Source organism: Microbacterium sp. NPDC077644, assembly GCF_040702785.1.
In the GTDB taxonomy this organism is placed as follows: Bacteria; Actinomycetota; Actinomycetes; order Actinomycetales; family Microbacteriaceae; genus Microbacterium.
In genome coordinates this window covers 525,982-552,901 of the sequence record NZ_JBFBME010000001.1, presented here as the reverse complement: position 1 = coordinate 552,901, position 26,920 = coordinate 525,982, and the positions used below count along the sequence as shown (strand labels likewise).

General features: G+C 70.8%; 17 protein-coding genes and 1 tRNA gene. 7 read left to right on the top strand and 11 right to left on the bottom strand.

What is annotated here, in order from left to right; translation table 11 throughout:
- Window positions 1-71: 71 nt before the first annotated feature.
- The 3 genes from AB0269_RS02640 to AB0269_RS02630 are packed head-to-tail and all read right to left on the bottom strand — an operon-like array spanning window position 72 to window position 4,295.
- Window positions 72-1,508: a CDP-glycerol glycerophosphotransferase family protein gene (locus AB0269_RS02640; protein ID WP_366209608.1), complete on the bottom strand. Its 1,437-nt coding sequence runs from the start codon at window positions 1,506-1,508 to the stop codon at window positions 72-74.
- The gene (locus tag AB0269_RS02635) at window positions 1,505-2,752 is read right to left on the bottom strand and encodes a CDP-glycerol glycerophosphotransferase family protein (RefSeq protein ID WP_366209607.1); all 1,248 of its coding nucleotides are present in this window, start codon (window positions 2,750-2,752) and stop codon (window positions 1,505-1,507) included. Before AB0269_RS02635 ends, AB0269_RS02640 begins: the two co-directional genes overlap by 4 nt.
- Before the next feature lie 49 nt (window positions 2,753-2,801).
- Complete coding sequence (locus AB0269_RS02630; protein WP_366209606.1) at window positions 2,802-4,295, bottom strand: trypsin-like peptidase domain-containing protein; 1,494 nt, start codon at window positions 4,293-4,295, stop codon at window positions 2,802-2,804.
- 95 nt (window positions 4,296-4,390) lie between these two features.
- Here AB0269_RS02630 and AB0269_RS02625 point away from each other — a divergent pair, with 95 nt between their 5' ends.
- Window positions 4,391-5,593, top strand: coding sequence for an aminotransferase class I/II-fold pyridoxal phosphate-dependent enzyme (locus AB0269_RS02625; protein ID WP_366209605.1), 1,203 nt, complete (start codon window positions 4,391-4,393; stop codon window positions 5,591-5,593).
- A gap of 28 nt (window positions 5,594-5,621) precedes the next feature.
- Here AB0269_RS02625 and AB0269_RS02620 read toward each other — a convergent pair whose 3' ends face one another.
- Window positions 5,622-6,413 (bottom strand): carbon-nitrogen hydrolase family protein, encoded by a 792-nt coding sequence (locus AB0269_RS02620; protein WP_366209604.1) that lies wholly within the window; start codon window positions 6,411-6,413, stop codon window positions 5,622-5,624.
- A gap of 70 nt (window positions 6,414-6,483) precedes the next feature.
- Here AB0269_RS02620 and AB0269_RS02615 point away from each other — a divergent pair.
- A tRNA-Met gene (locus AB0269_RS02615) sits at window positions 6,484-6,557 on the top strand.
- A gap of 182 nt (window positions 6,558-6,739) precedes the next feature.
- Here AB0269_RS02615 and AB0269_RS02610 read toward each other — a convergent pair.
- Entirely contained in the window at window positions 6,740-9,670 is a 2,931-nt protein-coding gene (locus tag AB0269_RS02610) for a UPF0182 family protein (RefSeq protein WP_366209603.1), read from the bottom strand.
- A gap of 56 nt (window positions 9,671-9,726) precedes the next feature.
- Window positions 9,727-10,812, bottom strand: coding sequence for a PDZ domain-containing protein (locus tag AB0269_RS02605; protein WP_366209602.1), 1,086 nt, complete (start codon window positions 10,810-10,812; stop codon window positions 9,727-9,729).
- 117 nt (window positions 10,813-10,929) lie between these two features.
- On the opposite strand from AB0269_RS02605, the gene AB0269_RS02600 reads away from it, so the two are divergent.
- Window positions 10,930-12,363, top strand: coding sequence for a zinc-dependent metalloprotease (locus AB0269_RS02600; RefSeq protein ID WP_366209601.1), 1,434 nt, complete (start codon window positions 10,930-10,932; stop codon window positions 12,361-12,363).
- 807 nt (window positions 12,364-13,170) lie between these two features.
- Here AB0269_RS02600 and AB0269_RS02595 read toward each other — a convergent pair.
- Window positions 13,171-14,892, bottom strand: coding sequence for an ATP-dependent helicase (locus AB0269_RS02595; protein WP_366209600.1), 1,722 nt, complete (start codon window positions 14,890-14,892; stop codon window positions 13,171-13,173).
- The gene (gene nudC, locus AB0269_RS02590) at window positions 14,889-15,800 is read right to left on the bottom strand and encodes an NAD(+) diphosphatase (RefSeq protein ID WP_366209599.1); all 912 of its coding nucleotides are present in this window, start codon (window positions 15,798-15,800) and stop codon (window positions 14,889-14,891) included. Before nudC ends, AB0269_RS02595 begins: the two co-directional genes overlap by 4 nt.
- A gap of 64 nt (window positions 15,801-15,864) precedes the next feature.
- Between nudC and AB0269_RS02585 the strand changes: the two genes are divergently transcribed.
- Window positions 15,865-17,196, top strand: coding sequence for a phosphotransferase (locus AB0269_RS02585; RefSeq protein WP_366209598.1), 1,332 nt, complete (start codon window positions 15,865-15,867; stop codon window positions 17,194-17,196).
- Here the strand turns inward: AB0269_RS02585 and AB0269_RS02580 are convergent.
- Complete coding sequence (locus AB0269_RS02580) at window positions 17,142-20,606, bottom strand: ATP-dependent DNA helicase (RefSeq protein WP_366209597.1); 3,465 nt, start codon at window positions 20,604-20,606, stop codon at window positions 17,142-17,144. The genes AB0269_RS02585 and AB0269_RS02580 overlap by 55 nt on opposite strands.
- Window positions 20,603-23,848, bottom strand: a complete 3,246-nt coding sequence (locus AB0269_RS02575; protein WP_366209596.1) for an ATP-dependent DNA helicase — start codon at window positions 23,846-23,848, stop codon at window positions 20,603-20,605. Before AB0269_RS02575 ends, AB0269_RS02580 begins: the two co-directional genes overlap by 4 nt.
- 152 nt (window positions 23,849-24,000) lie before the next feature.
- Here AB0269_RS02575 and AB0269_RS02570 point away from each other — a divergent pair, with 152 nt between their 5' ends.
- Together AB0269_RS02570 and AB0269_RS02565 are read left to right on the top strand one after the other, a co-directional pair.
- Window positions 24,001-24,225 carry a DUF3107 domain-containing protein gene (locus AB0269_RS02570; protein ID WP_175985888.1) on the top strand — a complete coding sequence of 75 codons (225 nt, stop codon included), beginning with the start codon at window positions 24,001-24,003 and terminating at the stop codon, window positions 24,223-24,225.
- 4 nt (window positions 24,226-24,229) lie between these two features.
- Window positions 24,230-24,517: a hypothetical protein gene (locus AB0269_RS02565; RefSeq protein WP_366209595.1), complete on the top strand. Its 288-nt coding sequence runs from the start codon at window positions 24,230-24,232 to the stop codon at window positions 24,515-24,517.
- Between the two features lie 4 nt (window positions 24,518-24,521).
- Here the strand turns inward: AB0269_RS02565 and AB0269_RS02560 are convergent, their stop codons facing one another.
- Window positions 24,522-25,232, bottom strand: coding sequence for a ferritin-like fold-containing protein (locus tag AB0269_RS02560; protein WP_366209594.1), 711 nt, complete (start codon window positions 25,230-25,232; stop codon window positions 24,522-24,524).
- Window positions 25,233-25,401: 169 nt separating this feature from the next.
- Between AB0269_RS02560 and AB0269_RS02555 the strand changes: the two genes are divergently transcribed.
- A complete protein-coding gene (locus tag AB0269_RS02555) occupies window positions 25,402-26,919 on the top strand; it encodes a DEAD/DEAH box helicase (RefSeq protein WP_366209593.1) in 1,518 nt (505 codons plus the stop codon).
- The last annotated feature ends 1 nt before the right edge of the window (window position 26,920 follow it).

Genomic DNA, 26,920 nt, shown 5'->3' with positions numbered 1-26,920 from the left:
GACCAGGTGCGCCTGCTGCCAGATCCGCACCCGCTCAGCGCGACCGGCTCAGTGCGCCTCTCTCCCGCTGATCAGGCGCTCAGGTAGCCCAGATCGAGAAGGCGCGAGACGACGCGCTCCGCGGCGCGACCGTCGTCGAGCCCGTTGAACTGACGCCGCCACGACGCGTAGCGATCGGCGAAGCGCGCGGGAACGCCCTCGTCGAGGACCACAGCGACGAGCTCATCCTGCGACGTGACGAGCGGCCCTGGCGCGCGCTCGGCGAGATCGAAGTAGAAACCCCTGAGCTGGCCGCGGTAGTGCTCGAGGTCCGGCACGAGGAAGAACATCGGCTTGCCCGTGACGCTGTAGTCGAACATCACCGACGAGTAGTCGGTGATCAGGGCGTCGGCGACGAGCAGGAGCCGGGCCGTGTCGGAGAAACCCGTCACATCGATCACGCGCGCGCCGGCCTGGTCCCTGCCCGGACGCAGCGTCCGCGAATGCCCGCGCACGAGCACGACCGCGTCGGTCTGCTCCGCGAGGAGCTCGGGATCGACGAAGTCGACGATCTCGGAGCGGTCGTCCCGCCAGGTCGGCGCATACAGCAGTACGCGCTCGTCCGGACCGATGCCGAGCCCGGCGCGTGCTGCCGCCGGGTTCCCCGTCACGAGCACGTCGTTGCGCGGATACCCGTCGGTCCACACCGGCTTGCCGAAGAACGCATATGCCTTCCGGAGAATGCGTTCGGCGTACAGGTTCTGCGCAAGCAGCACGTCCCAGCGACGCGACTCCTTGACGACCGCGGCCATGCGCCGCGGGTCGAAGCCCGGTCGGTGCAGCGCCAGACGCTTGAGCGGCGTGCCGTGCCAGGTCTGCAACACCTTCTGCCCGGTCTTGCGGACGAACCTGCGGCGCAGCCAGTCGTTGACCACGAGAAGCCGCGCCGCCCCGCGGGCGCGCCACCACTCGGGGCTGCCCTCGACGACGGCGATCGCGCCGTCCGGTACGGGGACGGACAGGTCGACGACGCTCCAGTAGCGGGTCGTGCCCGGGGAGCGTCGGGTGATCTCCGCGTCGATGGCACGGGGGTTGCATCCGGCGCTCTGCCCGTAGAAGCTCTCGAAGAAGACGGCGTCCTCATCACCGCCCTGCTGCGCGACGTAGCCCTCCTCGAGCGCGGCCATCCCTTCGGGCGTCTCATGAACCGGGTCGATCGGCGGAGCGACGTCGACCTGCGATCCGCGGATCGTGATGCGCAGGCCGGGCAGGAGACGCGACTGCTCCTCGATGCCGGACAGATCGACGCCGTCGATCTCGATGCGGTATTCGCCCGACGGCAACGGCAGCGACGGGCCGCCCCAGCGCGAGGCCCGCAGGTCGAACGCCGCCTTCCACGTCCTGCCGCCGCCGGTGATCCTGGCGTCGACGCGGGCGCGGGAACCCGCGAGCACGGCGGACGCCGGCCGCGCTCCCGTGCCGGCGATGACGAGACGCTCGGCGTCCTCATCGATTCGGGCGGTCGTCATCGTGCTCCTCTCGGGGCTGTGCGGGCACGGATGGCGTCGTACACGCGCCGCGTGCTCCCGCCGTCGCGGAACGCGTGCATCTGCGCGCTCAGGCCCCGTGATCGTTCGGCATGCGCCGCGAAGACGCTCTCGTCGGTCAGCAGCTGATCGATCCGAGCGGTGAGGTCGTGCCAGTCCTCCGCCGCGCCGTCTCCTGCCACCTCCTCGTACCTGCCGTAGAACCCGCGTGTGCGCGCGTAGTCCTCGGCGTCGGGTGCCAGGAAGAGCACCGGCATGCCGATGAGTCCCACGTCGTAGGCCATCGACGAGTAGTCGGTGATGAGTGCGTCGATCCCCGGCAGCGCCGGGGTGACATCGGCGAGCACGTCCGATCCGAGCATCCGCACGCGCCTGGTCGGCAGCGGAGGCCGGTACACGCCCGCTCCGAGCGGATGGGATCGCACGAACAGCACCGCGTCCTCGCGTTCGAGCAGGGCGATGAGTCGCACCCAGTCCGCGGCGGACGGCACGGCGGGGTCGCCTGAGCCATCGCGCCAGGTCGGCGCGTACAGCAGCGTCCTCGAGCCGGACGGCAGCGGGCCGGTCGCGTCCTCGAGCAGCGCCCGTGCCGTGCGGCGGTTCTCCTCCGGCGCACCGGCCGAGAGCACGTCGACGCGCGGCTCTCCGGTGACGACGACGCGGCCGCCGCCGAGTGCGAAGGCCGACTCCAGGCGCCCGCGCGATCGATCGGATGCTGCGGGCATGAGGCGGATGCGCTGGGCGGCGCTCCGGTAGAGGTAGGCGATGGCTCTCCTCAGCACCGCGGCGCCTGGGACGTCGGGCACGGTCACGGTCGCCGGTGAGTCCAGTCCGATGCGCTTGAGCGGGATGCCGTGCCACAGCTGCACGAGGAACGCGCCGGATGTCGCGTAGCGGTTGACGTCGCCCTGACCGTGGGTCACGACCACCACTCCCGCTCTGGCGGTCGCCCACCAGCCGCGCAACGACGTTTTCGGGATGGTCGGGATCCCCAGCGCTGCGGCATCCGCGCGTTCGCGCTCCGAGGAGGTGAGCCACACAGCCCTGCGGCCTTCGGATGCCGCCAGCCGCCACAGCGCCAGAGCACCGTCGCCGATGCCGGCGCCGCATCCGAACACCCATCGGGTTCCGCGCGGGACGAGCATCGTGCCTATGCGCCCTACGGCATACAGCGGGATGCGCAGGAGCCCTGTCGCATTGCCCGAGCCGAAGGAGAAGGACGCCACCCCGCGAGCCTATCGCGGGGTGGCGTCCTTCGCTGTGAGCCGAGTGCGCTCAGAGATCGAGCTCCCCGAGGGTCACCGTGGCCTCGTACTCCTTGCCTCCGCGGACGTACGTGACCGTCGCCTCGCTGCCCGCAGCCGCGGCCCTGACCTGAGCGGTGAGGTCTGTCGCGCCGGTGATCGGGAGACCGTTGAACCCGGTGACGATGTCGCCCGCCTTCAGCCCGGCCTGCGCCGCAGCACCGCCGGACGTGGGCTCGACGATCACAGCGCCGGCGACGTCGGCGTCCTGCGCGGAAGACGCATCCTGGACCGTCGCGCCGAGCAGACCGTGGGTCGCCGATCCGTTCTCGATGATCTCGTCCGACACGCGCTTGGCGATGTTCGACGGGATGGAGAACCCGACGCCGATCGAGCCGGACTCCTCGGAGCTGCCCGCGGTCGCGATCGCGACGTTGATGCCGATGAGCCTGCCCTCGCTGTCCACGAGCGCGCCGCCGGAGTTTCCGGGGTTGATCGCGGCATCCGTCTGGATCACCGAGATCGAGATGGACGAGTTCGGGCTCTGCTGCTGGGTGCCGGGAAGGTCGAACTGGAACGGGCTGCCGCCCTGGTCTCCCTGGTCCCCCTGACCTTCCTGCGAATCCTGGGTGGAGTCGGGCACGGCGGACGAGGCGATCTGGATGCTGCGGTTCAGTGCGCTCACGATTCCCGTGGTCACCGAGTTCGACAGACCCAGCGGTGCGCCGATCGCGACGGCGGTGTCGCCGACGTTGAGGTCGGACGAGTCCGCGAACTCGATCGGGGTGAGGCCCGACGCGCCCTTCAGCTTGATCACCGCGAGGTCGTAGATCGGGTCGGTTCCGACGACCTCGGCGTCATAGATGCGCCCGTCGGATGCCGTGACACGGATCGTCGCGTTCGCCTCGGCACCGCCGAGGGTCACCACGTGCGTGTTGGTCAGCACGTAGCCGTCCTCGCTGAGCACGACGCCCGAGCCGCTGCCGGACTCGCTCGAGCCCGCGGCCTGGATCGTGACGACCGAAGGCAGGACCTCGGTCGCGATCGCCGTCGTCTCGTTGACGGAGCCGGGGTTGTTGACCGTGATGGCGGACGGCCCGCTCGCGGTCGAGCCGGTCGGCTGCGCCCAGAGCGTGCTGCCCAGGTAGCTGCCTCCGAGCCCCGCTGCGCCTCCGACGAGGGATGCCGCGACGATGAGCGCTGCGACCTTGCCTGCTCCGAAGGGCTTCTTCTCCTTGGTCTTGGTCTGGATCGGGGTCACCGATTCCGTCGTGTCCGCTGCCGCGTGGTCGGCGCCAGGAGCGCTCTGCGCGGGGACACCGAACGCGGCCCCGTGTCCGGGGTTCGCGACGGGTGCCATGAAGTGCGCGATCGGTGCGGTCGGCCCGTCGTTCGGGACGGGCCCCGCCGGCGCCGCGTGCGACGTGAACGCGGCCGGCATCTCGTGGCCGGATCCGCCGCCACCCGGAGTCTGCGGAGTCTGCTCGGGGGACGAGGTCTCTTCTGGGGTGTTGTCGTCGTTCATGTCTGCTCCTTCATCGACCATCTCAGGTTGCCGCCCGATGCTGTGCGTTCGATATGGGCAGGGTGAGTGCTCGCTATGGCCTTAGCCTGGTTTGCATGAGTGCTATTCCCGGCGCCTGGCGGCGCACAGCAGCGGGAGCAGGTCTTCTCTCCCCCGACGGTGACGTCGCGCCCACCATCTTCGCAGAGATGTCTGCGGCCGCGGTCCGTACCGGTGCCATCAATCTGGGCCAGGGCTTCCCCGACGAGGACGGCCCTGCCGAGGTGCTCGAGGCGGCACGAACCGCCATCGCGCACGGCGCGAATCAGTACCCGCCCGGGCGCGGCAGCCCCGACCTGCTCACAGCGATCGCCGAGCATCAGCGCCGCTTCTACGGTCTCGAGGTGGATCCCGGCACCGAGGTCATCGTCACGGCGGGCGCCACGGAGGCGCTCACGGCGACGCTTCTCGCGCTGATCGACTCCCCCGACGACGAGGTCGTCGTCTTCGAGCCCTACTACGACTCCTACGCCGCCGCGGTGGCGCTGGCGGGCGCTCGACTGCGCACGGTGCCGCTGCGGCAGCCGGATTTCCAGCCTGACCTCGACGTGCTCGCGGCATCCGTCACCGACCGCACGCGGATCATCCTCGTCAACGACCCGCACAACCCGACCGGCACCGTCTTCTCCCCCGAGGTGGGAGCGGAGATCGTGCGGCTCTCCGAGCGGCACGACGCGGTCATCGTCACGGACGAGGTGTACGAGCACCTGACGTTCTCCATCCCGCACGTGCCGCTCGCCACGCTTCCCGGCGCCGCCGAACGGACGCTGACGATCTCGTCCGCCGGCAAGACGTTCTCCACGACGGGCTGGAAGATCGGCTGGGTGCACGGCCCCGCCGATCTCGTCACGGCCGTCCTGACGGTCAAGCAGTACCTCACCTACGTGAACGGCTCCCCGTTCCAGCCGGCCATCGCGGTGGGGCTCGCACTGCCCGACGCCTTCTTCACGGATGCCGCGGCGACGCTCCGTCGCAAGCACGAGATCCTCGGCGAGGGACTGCGCACCGCGGGCTTCGAGGTGACTCCGCCGCAGGGCGGTTACTTCACGGTCGCCGACGCCGGGGCGCTGGGCGGTTCGGATGCTGCGGCCTTCTGCCGTGCGCTGCCCGAGCGGGCCGGGGTCGTCGCGATCCCGCTGAGCGCGTTCGTCAGCGCCGAGCACCAGGATCGGTTCGCAGGCCTCGTGCGCTTCGCCGCGTGCAAGCGGGTCGAGGTGCTCGAAGAGGCCGCGAGCAGGCTGGCGTCAGCGACGTTCTGAAGATCGAGCCGCAGCCGGAATCGCAGCGTCAGCGAGAAACCACCCGGTAGCGGCGCAGTCGCAGCACGGGGTTCGTCTCGCGGACGCGGGTGACGGCATCCTCGGCGAGCTCGGCGACGGCGACACCCTCGCTCGTCCCGATTCCGGCGACGACGACGCCCTGCGGGTCGATGATCTGCGAGTGCCCGACGCCGATCGGCCCCGGGTGATCCGCCGCGACGACGTAGACCGTGTTCTCGATCGCGCGGGCCGCGAGCAGGGTCGTCCAATGGTGCTCCTTGAGAGCGCCGCGAACCCACTCGGCAGGAACGACGATGACGTCAGCCCCGGCATCCACCAGCGTGCGGGCGACCTCGGGGAACCGCAGGTCGTAGCAGGTCATCATCGCGAAGCGCAGCCCGTCCACCACGAAGGTCTGCGGCTCATCGAGCGCACCGGGTTCGATCCAGTCCGATTCCGTCTGTCCGAACGCGTCGTACAGGTGCTGCTTGCGGTACACGGCGCGCACACCCGCGGGATCCACCGCGACGAGCGTGTTGCGTACGCGCTCCCCCGCGGCCTCCACGAGCCCGGCGACGATCGTCACATCGTGAACGGTTGCCGTCTCCTGTAACGCCTGGACGAAGTCGCCGTCCAGCCTCTCGGCATTCGCCGCGAGCGTGGCATCCATCGGATCGACGAAATAGCTCGAGTACTCCGGGAAGACGACCAGACGTGCACCTCGGCCCGCGGCGGCAGCGGTCAGCTCCGCGATGCGGGCGCGGTTGTCCGCAGGCGAGGCGGTCGGGCTGAACTGACACACGGCGACGGTCGAGGACATGCCCCCATCCTCGCGCAGTTCACCCGTTGTCAACCACCGGCCGATTCCCGTGTTAGGCTTGTAGACGTGCCGCGGGGTGGAGCAGTTCGGTAGCTCGCCGGGCTCATAACCCGGAGGTCGCAGGTTCAAATCCTGTCCCCGCAACGAGAATGCGACACAAGAAAGGCCCCTGATCAGGAGAAATCCCGATCAGGGGCCTTTAGCATACCCAGGGGGCCTTTCGCTTGCCATCGGCAGGTCGCAGAAATGGCGGGTCGCGCACGCGCGAACCCGCCATTTCTCAGACCTGGCGTCGGCGCCGGACGTCTGACGGCCGGCGCCCGCCGTCACTCGCCGGCTGCTTCCTCCAGAGCGAGCAGCTCCGTGACGGCATCCGTCAGACGCTTGTCGGCCTCGGCGAACGCGGTGAGGTCGCCGTCCTTCAGCGCGGCCTCGCGGTCGGCCAGCGCCTGCTGAGCGGCGCTCAGAGCCTCCTGATACGCGCCCGAGTCGGTGCCGGTTCCCGGCTCCTCGGTGCCGGGATCCGTGCCGCCCTCGTCCGGAGGAGTCGTCTCGCCCGGAGTCGGCTCCACCTCCTCGTCGCCACCGGTGGCACCGGAGTCGCCGCCGAAGATCGTGTCGAGGGCCTCGGTGAGCGTGTCTTCGAAGGCGACGTTGTCGCCGAAGGTCACGAGCACCTTCTGCAGCAGCGGCAGCTGAGTGCCGCCGGCGTCGGAGGACTGGACGTACACCGGCTGGACGTACAGCAGACCGCCGCCGACCGGGAGGGTCAGCAGGTTGCCGTACTTCACCTCGGACTCCCCCTGCTGCAGCAGGTTGAGCTCGCGCACGACGTTCGGGTCGGAGTTGAACGTGTTCTGCACCTGACCGGGGCCAGGCACGGTCGTGTCCGCATCGATCTCGAGCAGTCGCATCTTCCCGTAGCCCTCGGACTTCTCGCCCGCTGTGGCGCCGGCATCCGAATCGACCGCGAGGTAGCCCATCAGCACGTTGCGGCTCGTCGTCCCCTGCGCGGACGCGGGGATGAACGTCGAGAACATCGAGAAGCGCGGCGAATCCTGGCCCGGCATCTGCATCGACAGGTAGTACGGCGGCTGCAGCGACGTCGGGTCGCGCGGGTCGTCGGGGGTCTGCCACCGGTTGTCCTGCTGGGCGAAGGAACCCGCCGTGTCGACGTGGTAGACGCCGAGGATCTCGCGCTGCACCTTGAAGAGGTCCGTCGGGTAGCGCACGTGGCTCATGAGATCGGCCGACATCTCGCTGATGGGCTCGACCGTGGCCGGGTAGACGTTCTCCCACGCCTTGAGGATCGGGTCCTCCTCGTCCCAGGCGTACAGCGTCACCGAGCCGTCGTAGGCGTTCACGGTCGCCTTGACGGAGTTGCGGATGTAGTTGATGTTGTCCAGAGCGAAGCTCGGCGTCGGCGTGTTCGAGTCGGCGATCGCGTCCGGCAGGTTCACGCCGGTCGAGTACGGGTACGTCGCGCTGGTCGTGTAGCCGTCGACGATCCAGACGATCTCGCCGTCGACCACGCTCGGGTACGGGTCGCTGTCGAGCGTGAGGTACGGGGCGACCTTCTGCACGCGATCGACCGGGTCGCGGTCGTACAGGATCTGCGAGTCGTCGTTCACGAGGTCGGAGAACAGGATCTCGGCCTCCTGGAACTTCAACGCGTACAGCAGCTTGTTGAACGTGTTGCCGATCGCCGGTCCGCCATTGCCGTCGAACGTCGTCTTGGTCTCGTTCGCGCCGTCCTGACCGCGCGGGTAGTCGATCTCGACCGGGTCGGTGCCCTCGGGCGCTCCGACGATCGAGTACAGCGGCGAGGTCTCGCCGAAGTAGACGCGGGGCTCGAACTTCTCCGAGTCCGTCAGGAAGCCGGACGACGGGATGCCGCGCTCGAGGAACACCGGCTCCCCCTCGCTCGTGCGCTGGTTGCCCGCCGCGACGACGAGGCCGTAGCCGTGCGTGTAGACCGCCGTGCGGTTGTTCCAGTTGTTGCTGTCGCCCAGACGCGACACGTCGAGCTCGCGGACGGCGACCACCGTGTCCTGCGTCTTGCCGTCGATCTCGTAGCGGTCGACGTCGAGCGTGTTCTGGAACTGGTAGTAGCCGCGGAACTGCTCGAGCTGCTGCACGGTCGGGCTGATGATGCTCGGGTCGAGGATGCGGATGGATGCCGTGGTCTCGGCATCCTCGCGCAGCTGACCGGCGGCGGCGTCGGTGACGGCCTTGAACGGCGTGACCTCGAGGTCGTTGATGCCGTAGGCCTCTTTCGTGCCGTCGATGTTCCGCTGGTAGTACTCGGCCTGGAAGCTGTTCTGGTTCGGGCGCACCTGGAAGGTCGTGACGACCCAGGGGTAGCCGATGCCGACGACCAGCGCGGCGACGATCAGCAGCGCGGTCGCCGCCAGCGGGAAGCGCCAGCGGCCGATGATCGCTGTGACGAAGAACAGGATGGCCACGAGCGCCGCGAGGATCGCGAGGATCGCCAGGCCCGGGATCGTGGCGTTCGCCCCGGTGTAGGCGGCACCGGTGATGCGGTCCTCTTCGGTGACCAGGGTCTTGAAGCGGTCGAGCCACAGGCTGGCGGCCTGCACGAGCAGGTAGAGCCCGGCGAGGACGGCGAGCTGGATGCGCGCGGGCTTCGAGATGCGCAGCTCGCCCTGCCCGATGCGCACGGAACCGTACAGGTACGACACCAGGGCCGTGACGATCAGGGAGAGGAGGAGCACCGCCGACACGAATGCGAGCAGGATCGAGTAGAACGGCATCGCGAACAGGTAGAACCCGGTGTCGACGCCGAACTCCGGGTCGACGGCACCGGTCGCGCCGCCGTTGAACCACAGCCAGACGGTCTCCCAGTTGCCCGCTGCCGCGAAGCCGGCGAAGATGCCGAAGAAGATCGGCATGCCCCACATGGCCAGGCGCCGCAGCGGCTCGATGACCTCCTGGTAGCGGTCGAGCTGGGAGCTCAGGCGCACGTACACCGGGCGCAGCCGGTACGCGAGCTGGATGACGACGAACAGCGGCACGGCCATGCCGAGGAAGCCGACGACGAACATCACCGCCGCACCGATCCACTGCGTGGTGAGCACGCGTGAGAAGCCGAGCTGATCGAACCACAGGAAGTCCGTGTACAGCGAGGCGAAGACGAAGAAGGCCGCGACCAGCGCGGCGATGATCACCAGCGAGATCGTGACGATACGTCGGGATGTTCGGGGCGTGGCCGGATTCGGCGCTGAGGTCGTGGTCACCTGACCATCCTATGTGCGCAGACTATGAGCGGGCCGGGTGGACGGTGTCGCTCAGGTCACGAAGCGCTGCACGTCGGCAGTGCGCCGACGTCGCCGCCGTCCGCGATCACCTCGATCGCGTCGAGCGATTCCTCCAGCGTCGCGGTGCTGATCACGGTCAGACCGTCCGGCACGTGGCCGACGACCTCGTCGCAGTTGGATGCCGGGGCGAAGAAGTAGTCCGCACCGGCATCCCGTGCGCCGTACAGCTTCTGACGGATGCCGCCGATCGGCCCGACCGCGCCGGTCGCGTCGATCGTGCCGGTGCCCGCGATGTCGTTGCCGCCGGTCAGCTCGCCCGGTGTCAGCTCGTCGACGATGCCGAGCGCGAACATCATGCCGGCGCTCGGTCCGCCGACGTTGTCGAGCTGGATGTGCACGTCGAACGGGAAGTCGTAGTCCGTGGTCAGAATGATGCCGATCAGCCAGGTGTCCACCCCGCCTACCTGCTCCTTCTCCGGCGTGAGCTCGACCTCGTGCTCCTCGCCGTCGCGCTGCACGGTCAGCACGACGGCATCCCCCTCGGCATCCTGGATCGCCGCCCGGAGCCCTGCGGCACTGGTGACGTCCGCGCCGTCGATCTGCTCCACGACGTCGCCCTCTTCCAGAAGTCCGTCCGCCGGAGAGTCCTCGACGGTCGAGACGACCTCCACACTCGCCCCCGTGTCGTACCCGAGCTCGTGCAGAGCCGCCGCGGTCGCCTCGTGCTGCGAGTCGACCATGAGGTCGGCGTTGCGCTCGTCGCGCTCCTCGGTCGTGACGCCCTCGGGGAAGACCGAGTCGAGCGGCACGACCGCGCGCGAGGAGTCCATCCATGCCAGCGCCAGCTCGAACCACGACGGGGTGCGCTCGCGGTTGCCGACGACCTGCACCGTCGTGAGGTTGAGGCTGCCGCTGGTCTCGAAGGTCTCGGCGCCGTCGATCGCGATCAGCGGCACCTGCTCGCCATCCGTGCTCGCCGCACTGCCGAGCGTGTCGTATACGGGGCCGGGCCGCTGGATCACATACGGCGTCGGCAGAAAGGTCAGCACGACCAGTGCGATGAGCGCGACGACGAGCGCCCAGACGCCGAGCCCGATGCGGGCAGGCTGAGTTCGAGCCACGTGAATCCTCCGTCGTTCGCGACCGGCGTACAGCGATCTGCTCGCGTCGGGGGTGCGTGCAGAAACCTGCAACTAGCGTAGATGGCACGGCTAGCGACGTGCTGAGAGGCGACCGACATGGCAGATGACGAACCCACCCCCGAGGACTTCCAGGAGTTCCTGCGGAAGATGCTGTCGGGGCAGGGCGGCGGGGACTTCGACCTCAGCGCGCTCCAGAACGCCCTCGGCGGCGAAGGCGGCCTCCAACTGGATCCGGCCATGATGGCAGCGCTGTCGCAGCAGCTGCAGAGCGTGTTCGGCGGCGATCCGTGGGAGAACGCGCTGCGTCAGGCCCTGCACATCGCGAACCGCGAGGGCCAGGGCATCACCGACGGGTCCCGGCATTCGCTCGTGGACGCCTTCGGCCTGGCGAACCTGTGGCTGGGCGAGGCCACGACGATCTCGGAACTGTCCGAGGCGCCGCAGCCGATGACGCGCGGCGAGTGGGTCGAGAAGACGCTCCCGGTCTGGAAGGAGATCGCCGGACCCGTCTCGACGAGCATCGCCGACGCCCTCACGAGCGCGCTGGACACTCAGGTGCCCGAGGACATGCGCGGAGCGATCCAGGGAGCGGGAAAGCTCATGCGGGGCCTCGGCTCCTCGGTGTTCGCCGCCCAGTTCGGCCAGGTGCTGGGCAACCTCTCCCTCGAAGTGGTGTCGGGCGGCGATGTCGGCATCCCCGTGCTCCCGGCCGGCACGGCCGCGGTCATCCCGCAGAACATCACCGCATTCGGCGCGGGCCTCGAGATCCCCGAGGACCAGATCGCACTCTACCTCGCCACTCGCGAGCTCGCCTATGCCCGCCTCTACCGGCACGCCAAGTGGCTTCATCTGCAGGTCATGTCGCAGATCACCGACTTCGCCCGCGGCGTCACCGTCGACGTCGAGGCGCTCGAGGACGTCGCGAGCCGACTCGATCCGTCGAACCCTGAGGAGCTGCGCGCGGCGATCGAAGGCGGCGCGCTGCTGCCCGCGCAGACCGCGGCGCAGCGCGAAGCGCTCGGCCGCCTGGAGAACATCGTGGCGATGATCGACGGCTGGGTCGACGTGGTCACGGCCGAGGCCACCTCGCGCCTCCCCGACGGCGCACGCCTCGCCGAGGCTGCGCGCCGCCGCCGAGCGGTCGGCGGCCCCGCCGAAGACGCCCTGGGCGCGCTGGTCGGGCTGAAGCTGCGGCCGCGCCGCCTGCGCGAGGCCGCAGCGATGTGGCGTCGGGTGACGGATGCCGTGGGCATCGCGGCCCGCGACTCGCTGTGGGACTACCCCGACCTGCTTCCCACCGCAGCCGACATCGACGACCCGACGGCGCTCATCGAACGCCTGCAGGCGCACGCCCGCGGCGAGGAACCCGTGGCCGACGAGTTCGATGAGGCGCTGGCACGGCTCCTGGACGGGGACGACTTCTCGCAGGACCGCGGCGACGGGTCCGCCGACGCTGCGGAGGCCGACGGGGAATCCGGCACGGACGACGACTCCGGAGAGGGCGCCGGAGAGGGCGAGAGGCCCGTCTGACCCGGATGCGCGCACCGCTGTGCACCGATCACCCTCTTCACGGAGTTCTCCACGGATCGCGGCACGGCGCTCCGCGGTGAGCGCAGGGTGAGCAGAATCGGGTCATGCCACCGATGACTCCGACGACGCTGACCCGGATCGACCCGGAGCATCCGATGCTCTGGCGCGATACCGACACCGTGCAGTTCGGTCTGGAGGGCGGTCTGCTCATCGATGCGGGCGAGCCGTGGATCGAGCCGCTCATCCAGGCGCTCCGCACCGGAATCCGCCGCAGTGCCTTCGACGTCGTCGCGCACGGCGTCGGCGCGCCGAGAGAGGCCGCCCGCAGACTCCTGGAGACGCTCGAGCCGATCCTCGTCACCGACCTTCCGGCACCGCCGCCGGTGTGGATCGAGAGCGTCGACATCGACGACTCGCGCGTCGGGGCGCGGATGGAGATCGCCCTGCACGATGAGGGCTTCTCCACGGCTCCGCGCGGCACGTCCTCGACCGTCGGGATCGTGCTCGTGCAGGGCGCGGCATCCGCTCACCGGCTCGCCGGCTACCTGCACGACGATCTCGTGCATCTGCCTGTGGCCTTCGAACCCGGGGGCGTGGTCATCGGCCCTCTGATCGTCCCTGGCCGCTCTCCGTGCCTGGCATGTCGCGACGCCCACGAGCGCGATCGCGATCCGGCGTGGCCCGCCATGCACGCGCAGCTCATCGGCGCGCACGGCGGACGGATCACGACGGCCCGCACCGCCGAGGCTGCGGTGTTCATCGCCCGGCTGCTCCGCGAGACCGACGCGGGACCGCGATCGGTGCGGGTCAGCCCCGACGGCCGGCGGACCTGGCGCGAGGCGAGGTTTCACGCAGACTGCCGGTGCCGCGAGCAGTCGTTCCGATCTCCTCCAGGAACCGCGACGGCCGGCGCTCCCCCCGCCCTGCCGATCGCGACCACGTCAGCTCGAGCGTCCGCGCGGCGCGCGTGATGCCGACGTAGGCGAGGCGCCGTTCCTCGTCGATGGCGTCGAAGCCGGCGGCGTACGAGATGGGCAGTGCGCCCTCGGCGCAGCCGGCGAGCACGACGTGCGACCACTCCAAGCCCTTGGCTGCATGCAGGGTGGACAGCGTCACCATCTGCATCGTCGGCTCGTGCTGGTCCTTCGCCCTGGCCATGAGCCCGTCGCTGAAGGAGCGCAGCGTCGTGTCATCCGGCGCCTCCTCCGCGAGCCGCAGTATGGCTCTGCGAGCCTCCCAGCCGTCGCGCTGCGCACCGCCGGCAGCGGGCGGCTCGTCGGTCAGACCGATCTCACGCAGCACCCGCCGCACATTCGGCAGGAAGCCTCGCTCCGTCGGTGCGACGGCCGCGCCGCGCAGGGCGAGGATCGACTGACGCACTTCCGGCATGTCGAAGAAGCGCCTGCCCCCCAGCACGGTCGAGGCGATCCCCCCGTCTGCGAGCGCCTGCTGGATCGCCGCGGACTGCGCGTGAGCGCGGTACAGCACGGCGATCTCGGACGGGGCGACACCCGACGCGATGCGCGCCGAGACGGATGCCGCGATCCCGACCGCCTCCTCGGTCTCGGTTTCGTAGGCCGTGAGGGTGAGCGGCTCGGCGGTCGGGGCCTCCCGCGCGGGGCTGAGTTCGAGCGCTCCCGGTCTGCCCTTCATCAGCGCGTTGGCCGCGGCGAGGATCGGCGGCTGCGAGCGGTAGTTCGTCTCCAGACGCACGACGGTGGCGTCCGGGAACCTCCTGCCGAACTCGAGCAGGTAGCGCTGATCGGCTCCGGCGAACGAATAGATCGTCTGGCTGGCGTCGCCGACGACGCACAGGTCCCTCCGGTCCCCGAGCCAGAGCTCGAGGAGCCGGTTCTGCAGCGGCGAGACGTCCTGGTACTCGTCGACCGTGAAGTGCCGGTACTGCTCGTGGACGGATGCCGCGACGCGGGGCTCGGCCTCCAGCATCCCGGCGCATGCGAGCAGCACGTCTTCGAAGTCGAGCTGGCGACGGTCGTCCTTGAGGGCCTCGTACGCCCGCTGCAGGTCGGCGAGCTGCTCGGCGCTCACCCGACCCACGGATCTGCCGAGCGCGGCGTGCTGGTCGATCGACGCCATCGACACCTTGCGCCATTCGATCTCGCTCGCGACGTCGCGGAGCGTCGGGGTGTCCAGACGCAGACGGAGCTGCTCGGCGGCCTGCCCGAGCAGACGCACCTTGTTGTCGATGATCGACGGAGCCGGCGAGCCCGCGAGCGTCGGCCAGAAGAAGTTCAGCTGCGCGAGGGCTGCAGCGTGGAACGTGCGGGCCGCGACGCCCTCGATGCCGAGCGTGCGCAGACGCCCGCGGAGCTCGCCCGCAGCTTTCGCCGTGAAGGTCACGGCCATGACCCTGCTCGGCGAGTACGCGCCCGTGTCGACGCCGTGCGCGATGCGGTGCGTGATGACCCGGGTCTTCCCCGTCCCGGCTCCCGCGAGCACCGCGACCGGCCCGCGCAGCACGGATGCCGCCTCGCGCTGGCGTTCGTCGAGGGCGTCGAGCGCGCTCACTGAGCCCCGTCGGCGCGTTCGGGCAGCGAGCGCCCGTCGCACCAGTCGATGATGAGGGCGCGGGCGATGGATGCGGGCCCCGGGAGCCCCACCGGCCCCTCCCCCTGCAGGGCCGAACGGATCTCGTCGCGCGTGAACCAGCGGACGTCGATGATCTCCTCCCCGTCCGGGCGGGCGCGGCGCTTCTCGGATGCCGTGGCGCGGAACCCGATCATGAGCGAACGCGGGTACGGCCACGGCTGCGAGGACACGTAGCGGACCTCGTCGAGGAGGACGCCGGCCTCCTCTTCGATCTCGCGGTGCACGGTCGCCTCGAGGGATTCGCCGGCCTCGACGAACCCGGCGAAGCACGAGTACATCCGTCCGCGCCAGTTCGCGTTGGCGCCGAGAAGCAGTCGCTCGCCGTCTCCGCTCTCGACGGCGACGATGACCGCGGGGTCCGTCCGCGGGAAGATGTCGTGCCCGCACCGCTCGCAGCGCCGCGACCAGCCGCCCTGGCGCAGAAGGGTCTCCGACCCGCAGGTCGGGCAGAATCGGGCATCGCGCAGCCAGGAGGCGAGGGCCACGGCCGTGACGAGCAGCTCGGTGTCCGCCGCTGCGAGCATGCCCCCGGTGTCGCGGACGCCGAGCCAGGTCTCCTCGGGAGCGGCGTCGATGCTGTCGGGCTCCCGGCCCACGGCGGCGAGCAGCAGCGGTGTGCCGTCCTCGCGCCGGCCGAGCAGCGCCCACTCCGCGTCGCCTGCGACCTCGGCCGGAGCGACCGCGACCAGCGTGCCGTCCTCGATCCGTGCACGTCCGTCTCTGACGACGATCGCTCGGGCGTCGGGCGACGCCCGCAGCGCGTCGAGGATGCCCTGTTCGTCACGGAGGTGTCCGGCCCGATCGAACTGTGCGCGCTGGACGGTCATCGACTCCCTCTCTCACAGGCGTGGCGTAGGCGGAACCGCGCGCTATGCGACCTAATCTGGGGGCATGGCACGGTCTCCCTTTACTCTAGCGGCGGCGGTCACAGCCGCTCTGCCCGGGGCGGAGGTCGTCGGCGCTCGATCCCTCTCCGCCGATGGCGACGGGCGCTTCGACTCCGCCGTCGCCACGCTCGCCGACGGCCGCGAACTCGCGATCCGTGTCGGAGACGACGACGAGACCGCACGCGAGCTCGCCGCCGAGGCCCTGGCCCTGCGCGCACTGACCGCCGGTGCCCGTGCGATGCTCCCCTTCCAGGTGCCCGAGTACGTCGGCGAGACCCGTCTGGCCGAGGGCCGGGCACTCGTCTCGGGCCTGCTGCCCGGATTCCAGATCGAGGCTCACCATGTGCCGCGCGGCCGCGGGGCCGCGGCATCCATGGGCGCCTCCATCGCCGCCGTCCACTCCCTGCCCGCCTCGGTCGTCCGCAGCGCCGGGCTCACCGCGCGCAGCGCCGAAGAGGTGCGCGACGAGATCCGTCGCCTCGTCGACCGAGCAGCGGCCACCGGGCGCGTTCCGGCCCGTCTCACGGTCCGCTGGCGCGAGGCGGTCGAGGACGATGATCTGTGGCGCTTCGAGTCCGCCGTGACCCTGGGAGGCGCGAAGGCGACCTCGTTCCTGTTCGACGACGATCCGGAGCGCGGCCCCGAGGTGATCGGGATGCTCGACTGGCACGGACTGGCGCTCGGCGACCCCGCCGTCGACCTGGCCTGGCTCTCGTCCGCCCCGGATGCCGCCGGCGACGTCCACGCGGCGTACGCCGAGGCATCGGACCGCGCACCGGATCCCGCGCTGGCCGTGCGGGCGCGGATGCTGGCGGAACTGGAGTTCGCCCGGTGGCTCGTGCACGGCGACACCATGCGCCGCACCGACATCGTCGACGATGCCGCGGCACTCCTCGAAGCCCTCGCCGACGGGCTGCGCGAGAACGACCTCTCGGTCATAGCCGCGCGAGGCGACGGCGTCGATTCCGCACTCGACGCTCTCGACCGCGTGCCGCAGACCGCTGCGACGGGCATCAGCACGGCGATGGAGACCGACGCGTACAACCCCGACGACCTGCTCCCCGAGGACCTCGCACCCGCGAACGACGACCGCAGCGGCGACCGCATCGGCGATGCCACGGAGGACCTCAGCGACGTCGCCGAGACCTGGCGGGCGGAATCGGAGCCTGACCCGTCGACCGCTGAGCCCGTCGAGGCGTCGGGGACCGGCTCGGACTCCTCGACCCCCGAGCCTGTCGACGGGGCGACGGCAGAACCCGAGCACGACCCCGCGGATGAGGCTCAGCGTGCAGCGCGCGCGGCGCTCCACCGCTGGACCAGCTCCGCCTCCGAATAGACCCGGTCGCCGCGGATGACGAGGTCGTCGGCGACGTAGTAGAGCGCGACATCGATCTCCTCGAGCGGCACGCCGAACCGGCGGTGGTAGGCGAGCCGGTAGAGGGCGAGCTGCAGCATCCGATCTTCGCGCTCCGCCGGCGTGCGCGGAGCGCGACCGGTCTTCCAGTCCACGATCTCGATCCGCCCGCCGCGGTCCTCGCGCCGGTACACCGCGTCGAGCTTGCAGATGACGATGTGCCCCGAGGCAGGCCCGGGGGTCGGTTCCCCTGAGCCTGCGGTCGTGCCCGCGCCGAGCGCGAAGTCGATCTCGATCTCGACCGCGATCGGTGCGAGCTCCGCCCATTCGCTGCGCTCGAAGATCTCGCGCAGCGTCTGCAGATCGGCGTCGTCCGCGGCCGAGACGGCCGAGGGTTCCGCCTGCTCGTCGTCGCTGTCCCACAGGGCGGCGTCCGCGCTCGGGCCCGCGCCGACGAGGCCGGAGCGGTGCTCCACCCACGCGTGGAACAGGGTGCCCAACCGCGTCTGCCGGTACGGGCGTTCAGGCATCGGGCGCGCGATCTCGCGGAGCGTGGCGTCGAAGTCGGTGACGTAGTCCTTGAACCGGGATGCCGGCACACGGGTCGGAGGCTCGGCGAGCACGCCGCGCTGCCGTTCCGCCCGCTCGGCGAGCAGGCGTTCGAGCTGGGGGGTGGGAGCTGCGGGGCCGGCTGCGAGAGCCGATCGGACCGCGTCCGCCGCAGCCTCGACCCTGCCCCGTCGTCCACCGAGCGGGTCCAGCGGCCACACCGTGGTCTTGCCCTCGCCTTCATAGGGATTCTCGTCGGCATCGACCTCGCCGACGCCGTCGTGACCGAGCACGTCGAACGCTTCGAGCAGGTAGGGGCCGGCCTGCCGGGGCTTCTTCTGCCCGGCCCAGTGCGCTCCGGTGAGCAGCAGATGGGTGCGAGCCCTCGTCACGGCGACGTAGGCGAGACGTCTCTCCTCCTGCTGCTGGTAGTCGCGGTAGGCGTCCTTGAAGACGGTCAGTGCGCCGGGCGCCGACTTGCTCCTGCTGGTGAGCGATGCCACGCCGGCCTTGAGCCGCTTCGCCGGATCCGGTTCCTCGTGCTCGGGCGGCGGATCCCACCGGAACACCGGGAGGGCATCACGGTCGCCGCGCAGCGCGAACGGCAGAACCCCGAAGCCGAACCAGCCCGAGGTGCTCGTCGGAGGCGTCGGCAGCTCGCCCTCGACCATGCGCACCACGGCCACGGCATCCCATTCGAGCCCTTTGGATCCGTGGATGGTCAGCAATTGCACGACTCCCGGCTCGGGCGGTTCCGGCCGCGGCATGAGCTCGTCCGTGCTCTCGGCCTTGTCGAGCCAGGCCAGCAGGCTCCCGATCGTGCCGCGTTCATCGGCGGAGAGGAACGCGCGCACCTCGTCGGTGAACGCCCGCAGCTGCGTCGCCGCGATGCGGGCAGGGCCCCGGGTCTCGTTGGCCGCGAGCTCGATGTCGAGTCTGAGCTCGGTCTCGATGCTGCGGATGAGCTCGGGGATCGGCTGCCCCGAGGCACGTCTGAGCCGCTCGAGCATCTCCCCCGCCGCGCGGATGCGTGCGCGCCCGTCCTGCGTGATCCTCTCGAGCAGCCGGTAGTCGTCGCGGAGCCCCCGGACCACGTCGACGGCGTCCACGATCGAGACCGCCTCGTCGGCGCCTCGGGACGCGCGGATCCGGGCGCGCAGCTCATCGGGCAGCGGCATGAGGCCGCTGTCGCGTCTGGAGAGCTCGCCGGCGAGGTCGTACAGCGCCCCCATGTCGGCGACGCCGACCCCGAACCGCGGCCCGACGAGCAGTCGGATCAGGGCGGAACCGGCGTTCGGGTCGTGCAGCACCCGCAGTGTCGCGACGACGTCGACGACCTCCGGAGTCGCGAGGAGCCCGCCCAGGCCCAGGATGCGATGCGGGACGCCGCGCGCGGCGAGCGCCTCGGCGAAGGTCTGCATGTGCCGCTTGGATCGGAACAGGATCGCGCCGGTGTGCGGCTTCGCGGCATCGGTGTGCTCGGCACGGCGCTGGACGAACCATTCGGCGACCTGGTCCGCCTCGTCGTGCACGGTCAGCGGATACCGCACCTGGACATCGCCCTGGCCCGCGCCCGGTCGCGGTTCGAGCGGCGGCACGTCGAGGCCGGGGCGCTGAAGCGGCTCGAGGATGCGGTTGGCGATCCCGAGGATGGCGCTGTCGTTGCGCCAGCTCGTCATCAGACTGTACGACTCGGGTTGCTGCTGATCGGCGAACGTGCGCGCGAACGCGTAGAGGTTGTCTGCGCTGGCGCCGCGCCATCCGTAGATCGACTGGTGCGGGTCGCCGACGGCCATCACGGCGGAGTCCTGGAACACCGCCGACAGGAACTGGGTCTGGATGACCGAGGTGTCCTGATACTCGTCGAGGAGCACGACACGGTGCTGCTCGCGCAGATCGGCGCGCACGTCCGGCGAGGATTCCACGATGTCGAACGCGCCGCTGACCTGGTCGGCGAAGTCGAGGACACCCCGCCGATGCTTCTCGGCGATGTACTCGCGCACGAGGCAGGTGAGAGTCGGCAGGGCGATCAGGTTGTCGGCCGCCTTCTCGACGTCGCCCTGGCTCCGGTACGGGGCGAACGCCGCCGCGTGCTCGAGCGCGATGCGCTCGGCCCTGCCGAGGTCGGCACGATGATCCAGCGCTTCTCCTGCGAGCCGCTGCACGGCGTCGACGACGGTCGCGACGGACAGCTCGATGTCCTCCAGCTGCGGCAGATCGGCGCGCAGCACGACCTCCCGCGCGAGCATCCACGACGCCACCTGACTGAGCATCTCGACATCGGGGTCGCGTCCGATCCTCGCGGCGTGCTCGCGGACGATCGAATCGGCGAACGCGTTGTACGTCGACACCCGCGGGCGGATGAGCATGTCGTCCGCGGTGCGCGGCGCTGCGGCATCCCACCCTGTGCCGTAATGCGCGGCCAGCCCGTCGAGGACGTGCGCGCGGACCGTCTGCCGGTGCGCGCCGTCCGCCTCGGCGATCGGCGCCAGCGCTCCTGAGCGGACCATCTCGGGCACGTGCGGGAGCAGACCGCGACGGCCGAACTCGTCGATCACCGCGAGGCGAGCGCCGATGCGCTCGGCGAGCTCGCCCGCCGCCTTGCGCGTGAAGGTGAGCCCGAGGATCTCGTCGCGGCGCACATGACCGTTCGCGACCAGCCACACCACGCGCCCCGCCATCGTCTCGGTCTTGCCGCTGCCGGCGCCGGCCACGACCAGCGCCGGGGCGGGCGGAGCCTCGATGACCCGCTGCTGCGCGGGGGTCGGCGGCGGCTGGCCGAGCGCGGCCGCGACGTCCAGCGCGGAGAGGCCGGGGCCGCTGCCGGCCCATTCCGCGCTCACGCGCTCACCGCCGGCACCGTGTGGATGCGGCACGGCTGCACGCGCCACTGCACATCGGCGCAGTGCGCCTCGACGTGGGCGGTGAAGCTCCCCGCGGACATGCCTCTGGCCGCGTCCGCGAGCCTCGTGAGGAACCGTGTGCGTGCCTCGCCCTCGAGCGTGTGCTGATGCGCGATCCGGTAGTCGCTGCCCGAGAGCGTCTTGGCGACGACGAGCAGCCGCGCCCCGGCGAGCGCGGCGGGATCGGCGCCCTCGATGAGGCCCTGCTCGACGGCGACCTGATAGGCCGCGAGCTGGGCGTGGTCTTCGACCTTGGCGTCGGACTCCGGCTCGTACTTGCCGGTCTTCAGGTCGACGACGACGACGCGCTCCCCGTCCGCGGACGCGGCCATGGGCGCCGCCCCGCGGGCCCGGGCCGCCGCATGCTCGCCCGCGCCGACCGGGTACGCCTCGACGCGGTCGATGAAGCCGTGCACCAGCGCGCGTCCCGGTTCGCCCGCGGCATCTCCGATGTGCACGGCGGGCTCCTCGCCTGCGCCGGTCGCGTCCACCGCGAAGCGGAACTCGACCTCGCTGGCCAGCACCCGCCCGCCGTCGCGGGCGACCTCGCCCAGATACGCGTGCAGCCGTTCGACGTACAGATCCGCTCGGCGGTGCTCCTTGCGGCTGATCCACTCGGTCTCGAAGTCCAGCTCGCCCCAGTGCTCCGCCACGATCGCGCGCATGGCCTCGAGATCACCGGCGGGGACCTTCTCCATCGCCTCGTGGATGATCGTGCCGATCCCCGCCGACGGCGGCAGGACCGTGTCGCCGCCGAGGGCGGAGATCGCCCAGTGCAGCTCGCACTCCTCGAAGGACTCCATCCGAGACGGCGACACCCGTGCCGGTTCGACCGAGAGGTCGTGCAGCGGCGCCGCGGTCGACGGCGGGGTCGTGCCGTACCAGTCGGCCGGGTCCGCGCCGGGTACGCCCTCGCGCACGAGGACGGCCAGCTGCCCCGCGGCCTCGGCCCGCGATGCGGCATCCGGTGCGCTGGTGAGGGTGCGGCGGTGCCGCGCCACGAGACCGCGCAGGGTGAGCGGATGCTCCGCCGCCGGATGATCGGATGCCGGCGGTGGTTCGGGGAGGAACCCGAAGAACGGGCTCGGCGTGGAGTCGTCGTCGTCCACGGCCGACACGAGGATCCGCGATCGCGCTCGGGAGACGGCTCGCACGAAGAGCCGCAGCTCGTCGTGCAGCGCGTCGCGGCGCCGGTCGAGCACCCCGGGGTCGACGGCGGGTGCTCCCGTGCGGGCTGCGGTCACGGCGTCCGCCAGCCGCCATGTCTCGAGGAGCCCGCCGCGAAGCCGCGTGTTCGGCCACACGCCGTCCTGCACGCCGGCGACCACGACGGCCTCGAACTGCGTGCCCAGGGCCGTCGCCGGCGTCAGCAGCGTCACGAGGCCGGGACGGTCGGGGGTCGAGAGCGAGTCCTCCGGGACCTCGCTGTCGAGGATGTCGCGCACGAACGTCTCCGGGTCCTCGTTCGGAGTGCGCTCGACGAATCTCTTCGCGGCGTCGAAGAGCGCGACAAGCGCATCGAGGTTCCTGGCGATCTCCCCGCCACCGGGGAGCGCTGCGGCTTCCTGCCAGTGCTGGGCGAGCCTGGCGCCGCCGGGTGCGCGAGACGAGTCCCAGACGCGCCAGAGCAGCTCGTGGATGGTCTCGTTCTGCGCCGCGGCCCCCGTCTCGGCGAGGGTCACGGCGAACCGGGAGGCGACCCGCGCCTCCGGCGCGTCGATGAACGCGAAGTGCGCAGGGAACTCCATCGCCTGCCGCAGGAGTTCGGATGCCGACGTCGAGCCGCCCTCATCGAGCTCGAGATGCCGCAGCCTGGCGCGCAGGCGCCGGAGTCCGACGGCGTCCAACCCGCCGAAGGGCGAACGCAGCGCATCGACGAGGTCCTCCGGCGTGCGCTCGGACGCCGGCTGCAGCGCGAGACGCACGATGCCGACGAGATCGCGGACGACGCGCTCGCTGCCCAGGGGGCGCTGCACCCCCGCCGCACGCGTCGGGACCTCGCGCGCGGCGAGCTCGGTCTCGAGAGCGGCGACCTGCCGCGTGTCGTGCGCGATGACGGCCATATCGCTCCACGGAATCCCGGAGCTCACGTGCCAGTCGCGCAGGGTGCCGGCGATGCGATCGACCTCTTCGTACGGCGACGATGCCAGGAAGGTCCGCACGGACGGGTCCGCCGTCTCGGGGGCCGGTCCCGGAGGCCGGCGGTGCTCGACACGGCCGGCGACGCCGATCGCCTGGGTGACGGTGCGGGTGAGGTCGCTCAGGGCCGGGGTCTGCCGGTGCGCGGTGTCGAGCACGAACACGTCGCCGAGCAGCGTGGACAGCTCGTGGAAGAGCTGCGGGCTCGCGCCGCGGAAAGCGCCGGAGGAGATGTCGGGGTCGCCGAACGCGGTCACCGCGATCCCCCTGGCACGCAGCGCCCGCACGAGCGTGAGTCCCCCGCGGGTGATCTCCTGCGCGTCGTCGATGAGCACGGCACGCAACCCGGCGAGGGGTCCGAGGGTCGCGGACTCGGCCTCGCGCAGGACCGCCGCGGCTTCGCTGACGAGATCGGCGGCGTCGCGATAGGCCGTGCGCATGTCGGCGAGAACGGTGCGGTACTCGTCGATGAACGCACCGGCCGCCGCCCAGACCGGGCGCTCCGAGCGCTGGAGCTCATCGGGGAGGACGCCCAGCTCGGTGCACTCGGCCAGGAAGGCACGCAGTTCGGAGCGGAAGTCCTTCGACGCGCGCACGGTCGCGGGCAGGGATGCCGGCCACCGGCTGAGCATGCCAGCGGCCTCGTCGTCGGCGTCGCCGGCCAGCAGGTCGGCGATGATGCGGTCCTGATCGGCTCCGGTGAGCAGCGCCGGCGGCTCGCCGCCCGCGTGCACCATCGCACCGCGGACGACCTGGAAGGCGAAGGAGCCCAGCGATCGGGCCAGCGGCCCCGGTGTCGCCTGGCCGATGCGCACGCCGATGCGGTCGCGCAGCGCGGTCGCCGCCTGCCTGCTCGGGGTGAGCACCAGCGCCTGCTCCGGCGTCAGCCCCTGCTCGCCGAGGAGCGCGTCGACGCGATCGATGAGCGTGTGCGTCTTGCCCGTGCCCGGCCCGCCGATGACGACGCCGGATGCGCCGACGGGTGCAGCGACCACCTCGCGCTGCGCGGCGTCCTGTGCATCGCGGGGCGGGCTCGGGGTCATGTCGTCCACGCTATCGGCCGGCGCCGACACCGCCGGCGCACGCCTCGCGCGACGCGCTTGTGCGCCCACGGCGAAACCGGCCGTCGACCCCGATCCGACGCCGCAGCACCGGGGTAGAGTCGTGTCAGTCCCCGAATCTTCAAGGAGCACGCGTGGAAATCCGCATCGGCATCATCAACACCGGCCGCGAACTGAACTTCGAGACCGCCACGAGCGCGGACGACGTCCGCAGCCAGGTCGCCGCTGCCCTCGAGCAGAACACCGCCCACGTGAGCTTCACCGACGTCAAGGGCAACTCGTTCATCGTCCCGACCGCGAACCTCGCATACATCGAGCTCGGCACCGAGGAGTCGCGTCGCGTCGGCTTCGTCGCCTGAGACGATGTACATCCTCCTCGCGCTGATCGCGGCCTGCGCCCTCGGCGTCGGCATCCACTTCCTCTTGCCGCACCGCGCGCTGCGCGGCGTCGCGGTCGTTCCCGCGGTCGCGACCGCCGCGTCGGCGATCGTCTACACGGGCATGCAGTGGGCGGGCGTCGGCGAGGACAGCGTCTGGCTGTGGCTGGCGAGCATCCTCGGCGCGGTCGTCGTCGCGGCGGCGGTCGGCTACGGTCTGACGGCATCCCGCCGGACGGCCGACGCCGTCAAGCGCTCGGCCCTGGGCATCTGAGAGCTCAGGCGGCCAGGCCCATCGCGTCCATGCGGCGCGCGTGGGCTCCCATGAGCTCGGTGTACACCGGCTCGACGCGGTCCTCGTCCTCGATGAGGCGCTCGGCGCGCAGAGCCTGACGGGCCACGAGCACGGTGTCGCCCACCATGCGGCGCGCCCACATCGACAGCAGCGATCGCCACTCGGAGTCGCTGTCGATCGTGCGCTTGAGGATCGCCACGATCTCGCCGGTGTCATCGTCCTCGCGCAGGATCGCAGCGACGCGGGCGCCCGTCTCGCCGTAGCTCGAGGCGAGGGCGAGATAGAAGTCGTCGAGCATGCCCGCCGTGATGTAGACGGCGAGCAGGGTTTCGCGCGGGCGAGCACCGATGGTCTTGCGGCGGAACGCGTCGAGATACTCCTGGAACGGGAGCATGATCTCGGTCGGATCCTCTCCCTGAGAGGTGATCACCTCGATGATTCCGCGATGCTTGCTGAGGGCCGCACCCGCAGCCCGTGCCAGCGCCTCCTTCTCGGCGAGCTCCGGGGTGGCGCGGATGAGCCGGGTCAGCGTCTCGAAATAGCCGAGCTGCAGGTACGCCGCCTGCCCGAGGAACCGGTTCAGCTCGGGGGCGAGCTCGGCGAAGTCGACGCGGGTCGTATCGCCCATGTCGCCGCGACTGCGCAGCGTCAGCGTGCGTCGGGGCTTGTCTCGCTGCCAGAACCACTTCACCACGTGATCAGACTACCCGCGCTTCGGATCGGCGTTGCTGGCGCCCCTCCGGTAGGCTGGTCGCGTCCTGCCGTCGGAGCAGGACGCCGCGCCTGTGGCACACGAGACGGCGTGGATCCGCTACGTGGTGGCCGCTTCAGTCGAAGGCCGCCGGACAGGCACACAGGACATAGTGACTTCATTCGCTGATCTCGGCATCGATCAGGACATCGTCGACGCACTCGCCGCCAAGGGCATCGTCGACGCGTTCCCCATCCAGGAGCAGACCATCCCCCTCGGCCTTCCCGGCCAGGACATCATCGGCCAGGCCAAGACCGGAACGGGCAAGACGTTCGGTTTCGGCATCCCCGTCGTCCAGCGCCTGGGCAAGGACCCCGAGCCCGGCGTCAAGGCGCTCATCGTCGTGCCGACCCGCGAGCTCGCGGTGCAGGTGTACGAGGACATCGACCTTCTGACCTCGAACCGCTCCACGAGCGTCGTCGCCATCTACGGCGGCAAGGCGTACGAGGGTCAGATCGACCAGCTCAAGGCCGGCGCGCAGATCGTCGTCGGCACGCCGGGTCGCCTGATCGACCTCGCCGGCCAGCGCCTGCTCGACCTGTCGAACGCGACCGAGGTCGTCCTCGACGAGGCCGACAAGATGCTCGACCTCGGCTTCCTCGCCGACATCGAGAAGATCTTCCAGAAGGTGCCGGCCGTCCGCCACACCCAGCTGTTCTCGGCGACCATGCCCGGCCCGATCGTGGCGCTCGCTCGCCGGTTCATGTCGAACCCGATCCACATCCGCGCCAACGACCCCGACGAGGGCCTCACGCAGGCGAACATCAAGCACCTGGTCTACCGGGCGCACTCGCTCGACAAGGACGAGGTCATCGCCCGCATCCTGCAGGCCGAGGGCCGCGGCAAGACCGTCATCTTCACGCGCACCAAGCGCGCGGCGCAGAAGCTCGTCGACGAGCTCGGCGACCGCGGGTTCAACGTCGGCGGCGTGCACGGCGACATGGGCCAGGAGCAGCGCGAGCGCTCGATGGCCGCGTTCAAGGCGGGCAAGCGCGACGTCCTGGTGGCCACCGATGTCGCCGCCCGCGGCATCGACGTCGACGACGTCACGCACGTGATCAACCACACCATCCCCGACGAGGAGAAGACGTACCTGCACCGCGCCGGCCGCACCGGCCGCGCGGGCAAGACGGGCATCGCGATCACCTTCGTCGACTGGGAGGACCTGCACAAGTGGGCCCTCATCAACCGCGCCCTCGAGTTCGGGCAGCCCGAGCCCGTCGAGACGTACTCGTCGAGCCCGCACCTGTACACCGACCTCGACATCCCCGAAGGCACCAAGGGGCGTCTGCGGACCGCGCCGAAGGCTGAGAAGCCGGCATCCGAGCGTCGTCAGCGTCAGCCGCAGAAGGCGGCCGATGCCGCCGCAGAGGGCACGGACGAGGGGACCACGAAGCGTCGCCGGCGTCGCCGGCGCGGCGGATCGGGCGGCGGGGTCGGCTCGACCTTCGCCGAGGGTGTGGAGACCGCCGCCACCGGAACCGCATCGGCACCCGCGACCGACCGCGACGCGGAGGGCGCAGGCACGCACGACGGCGACGTCACGGGCGAGCACCGCGACGGCAAGCCGGCTCCGCAGCGCCGTCGCCGTCGCCGCCGCTCCGGCGGTGCCGCGCCGACCGGCGCCTGAG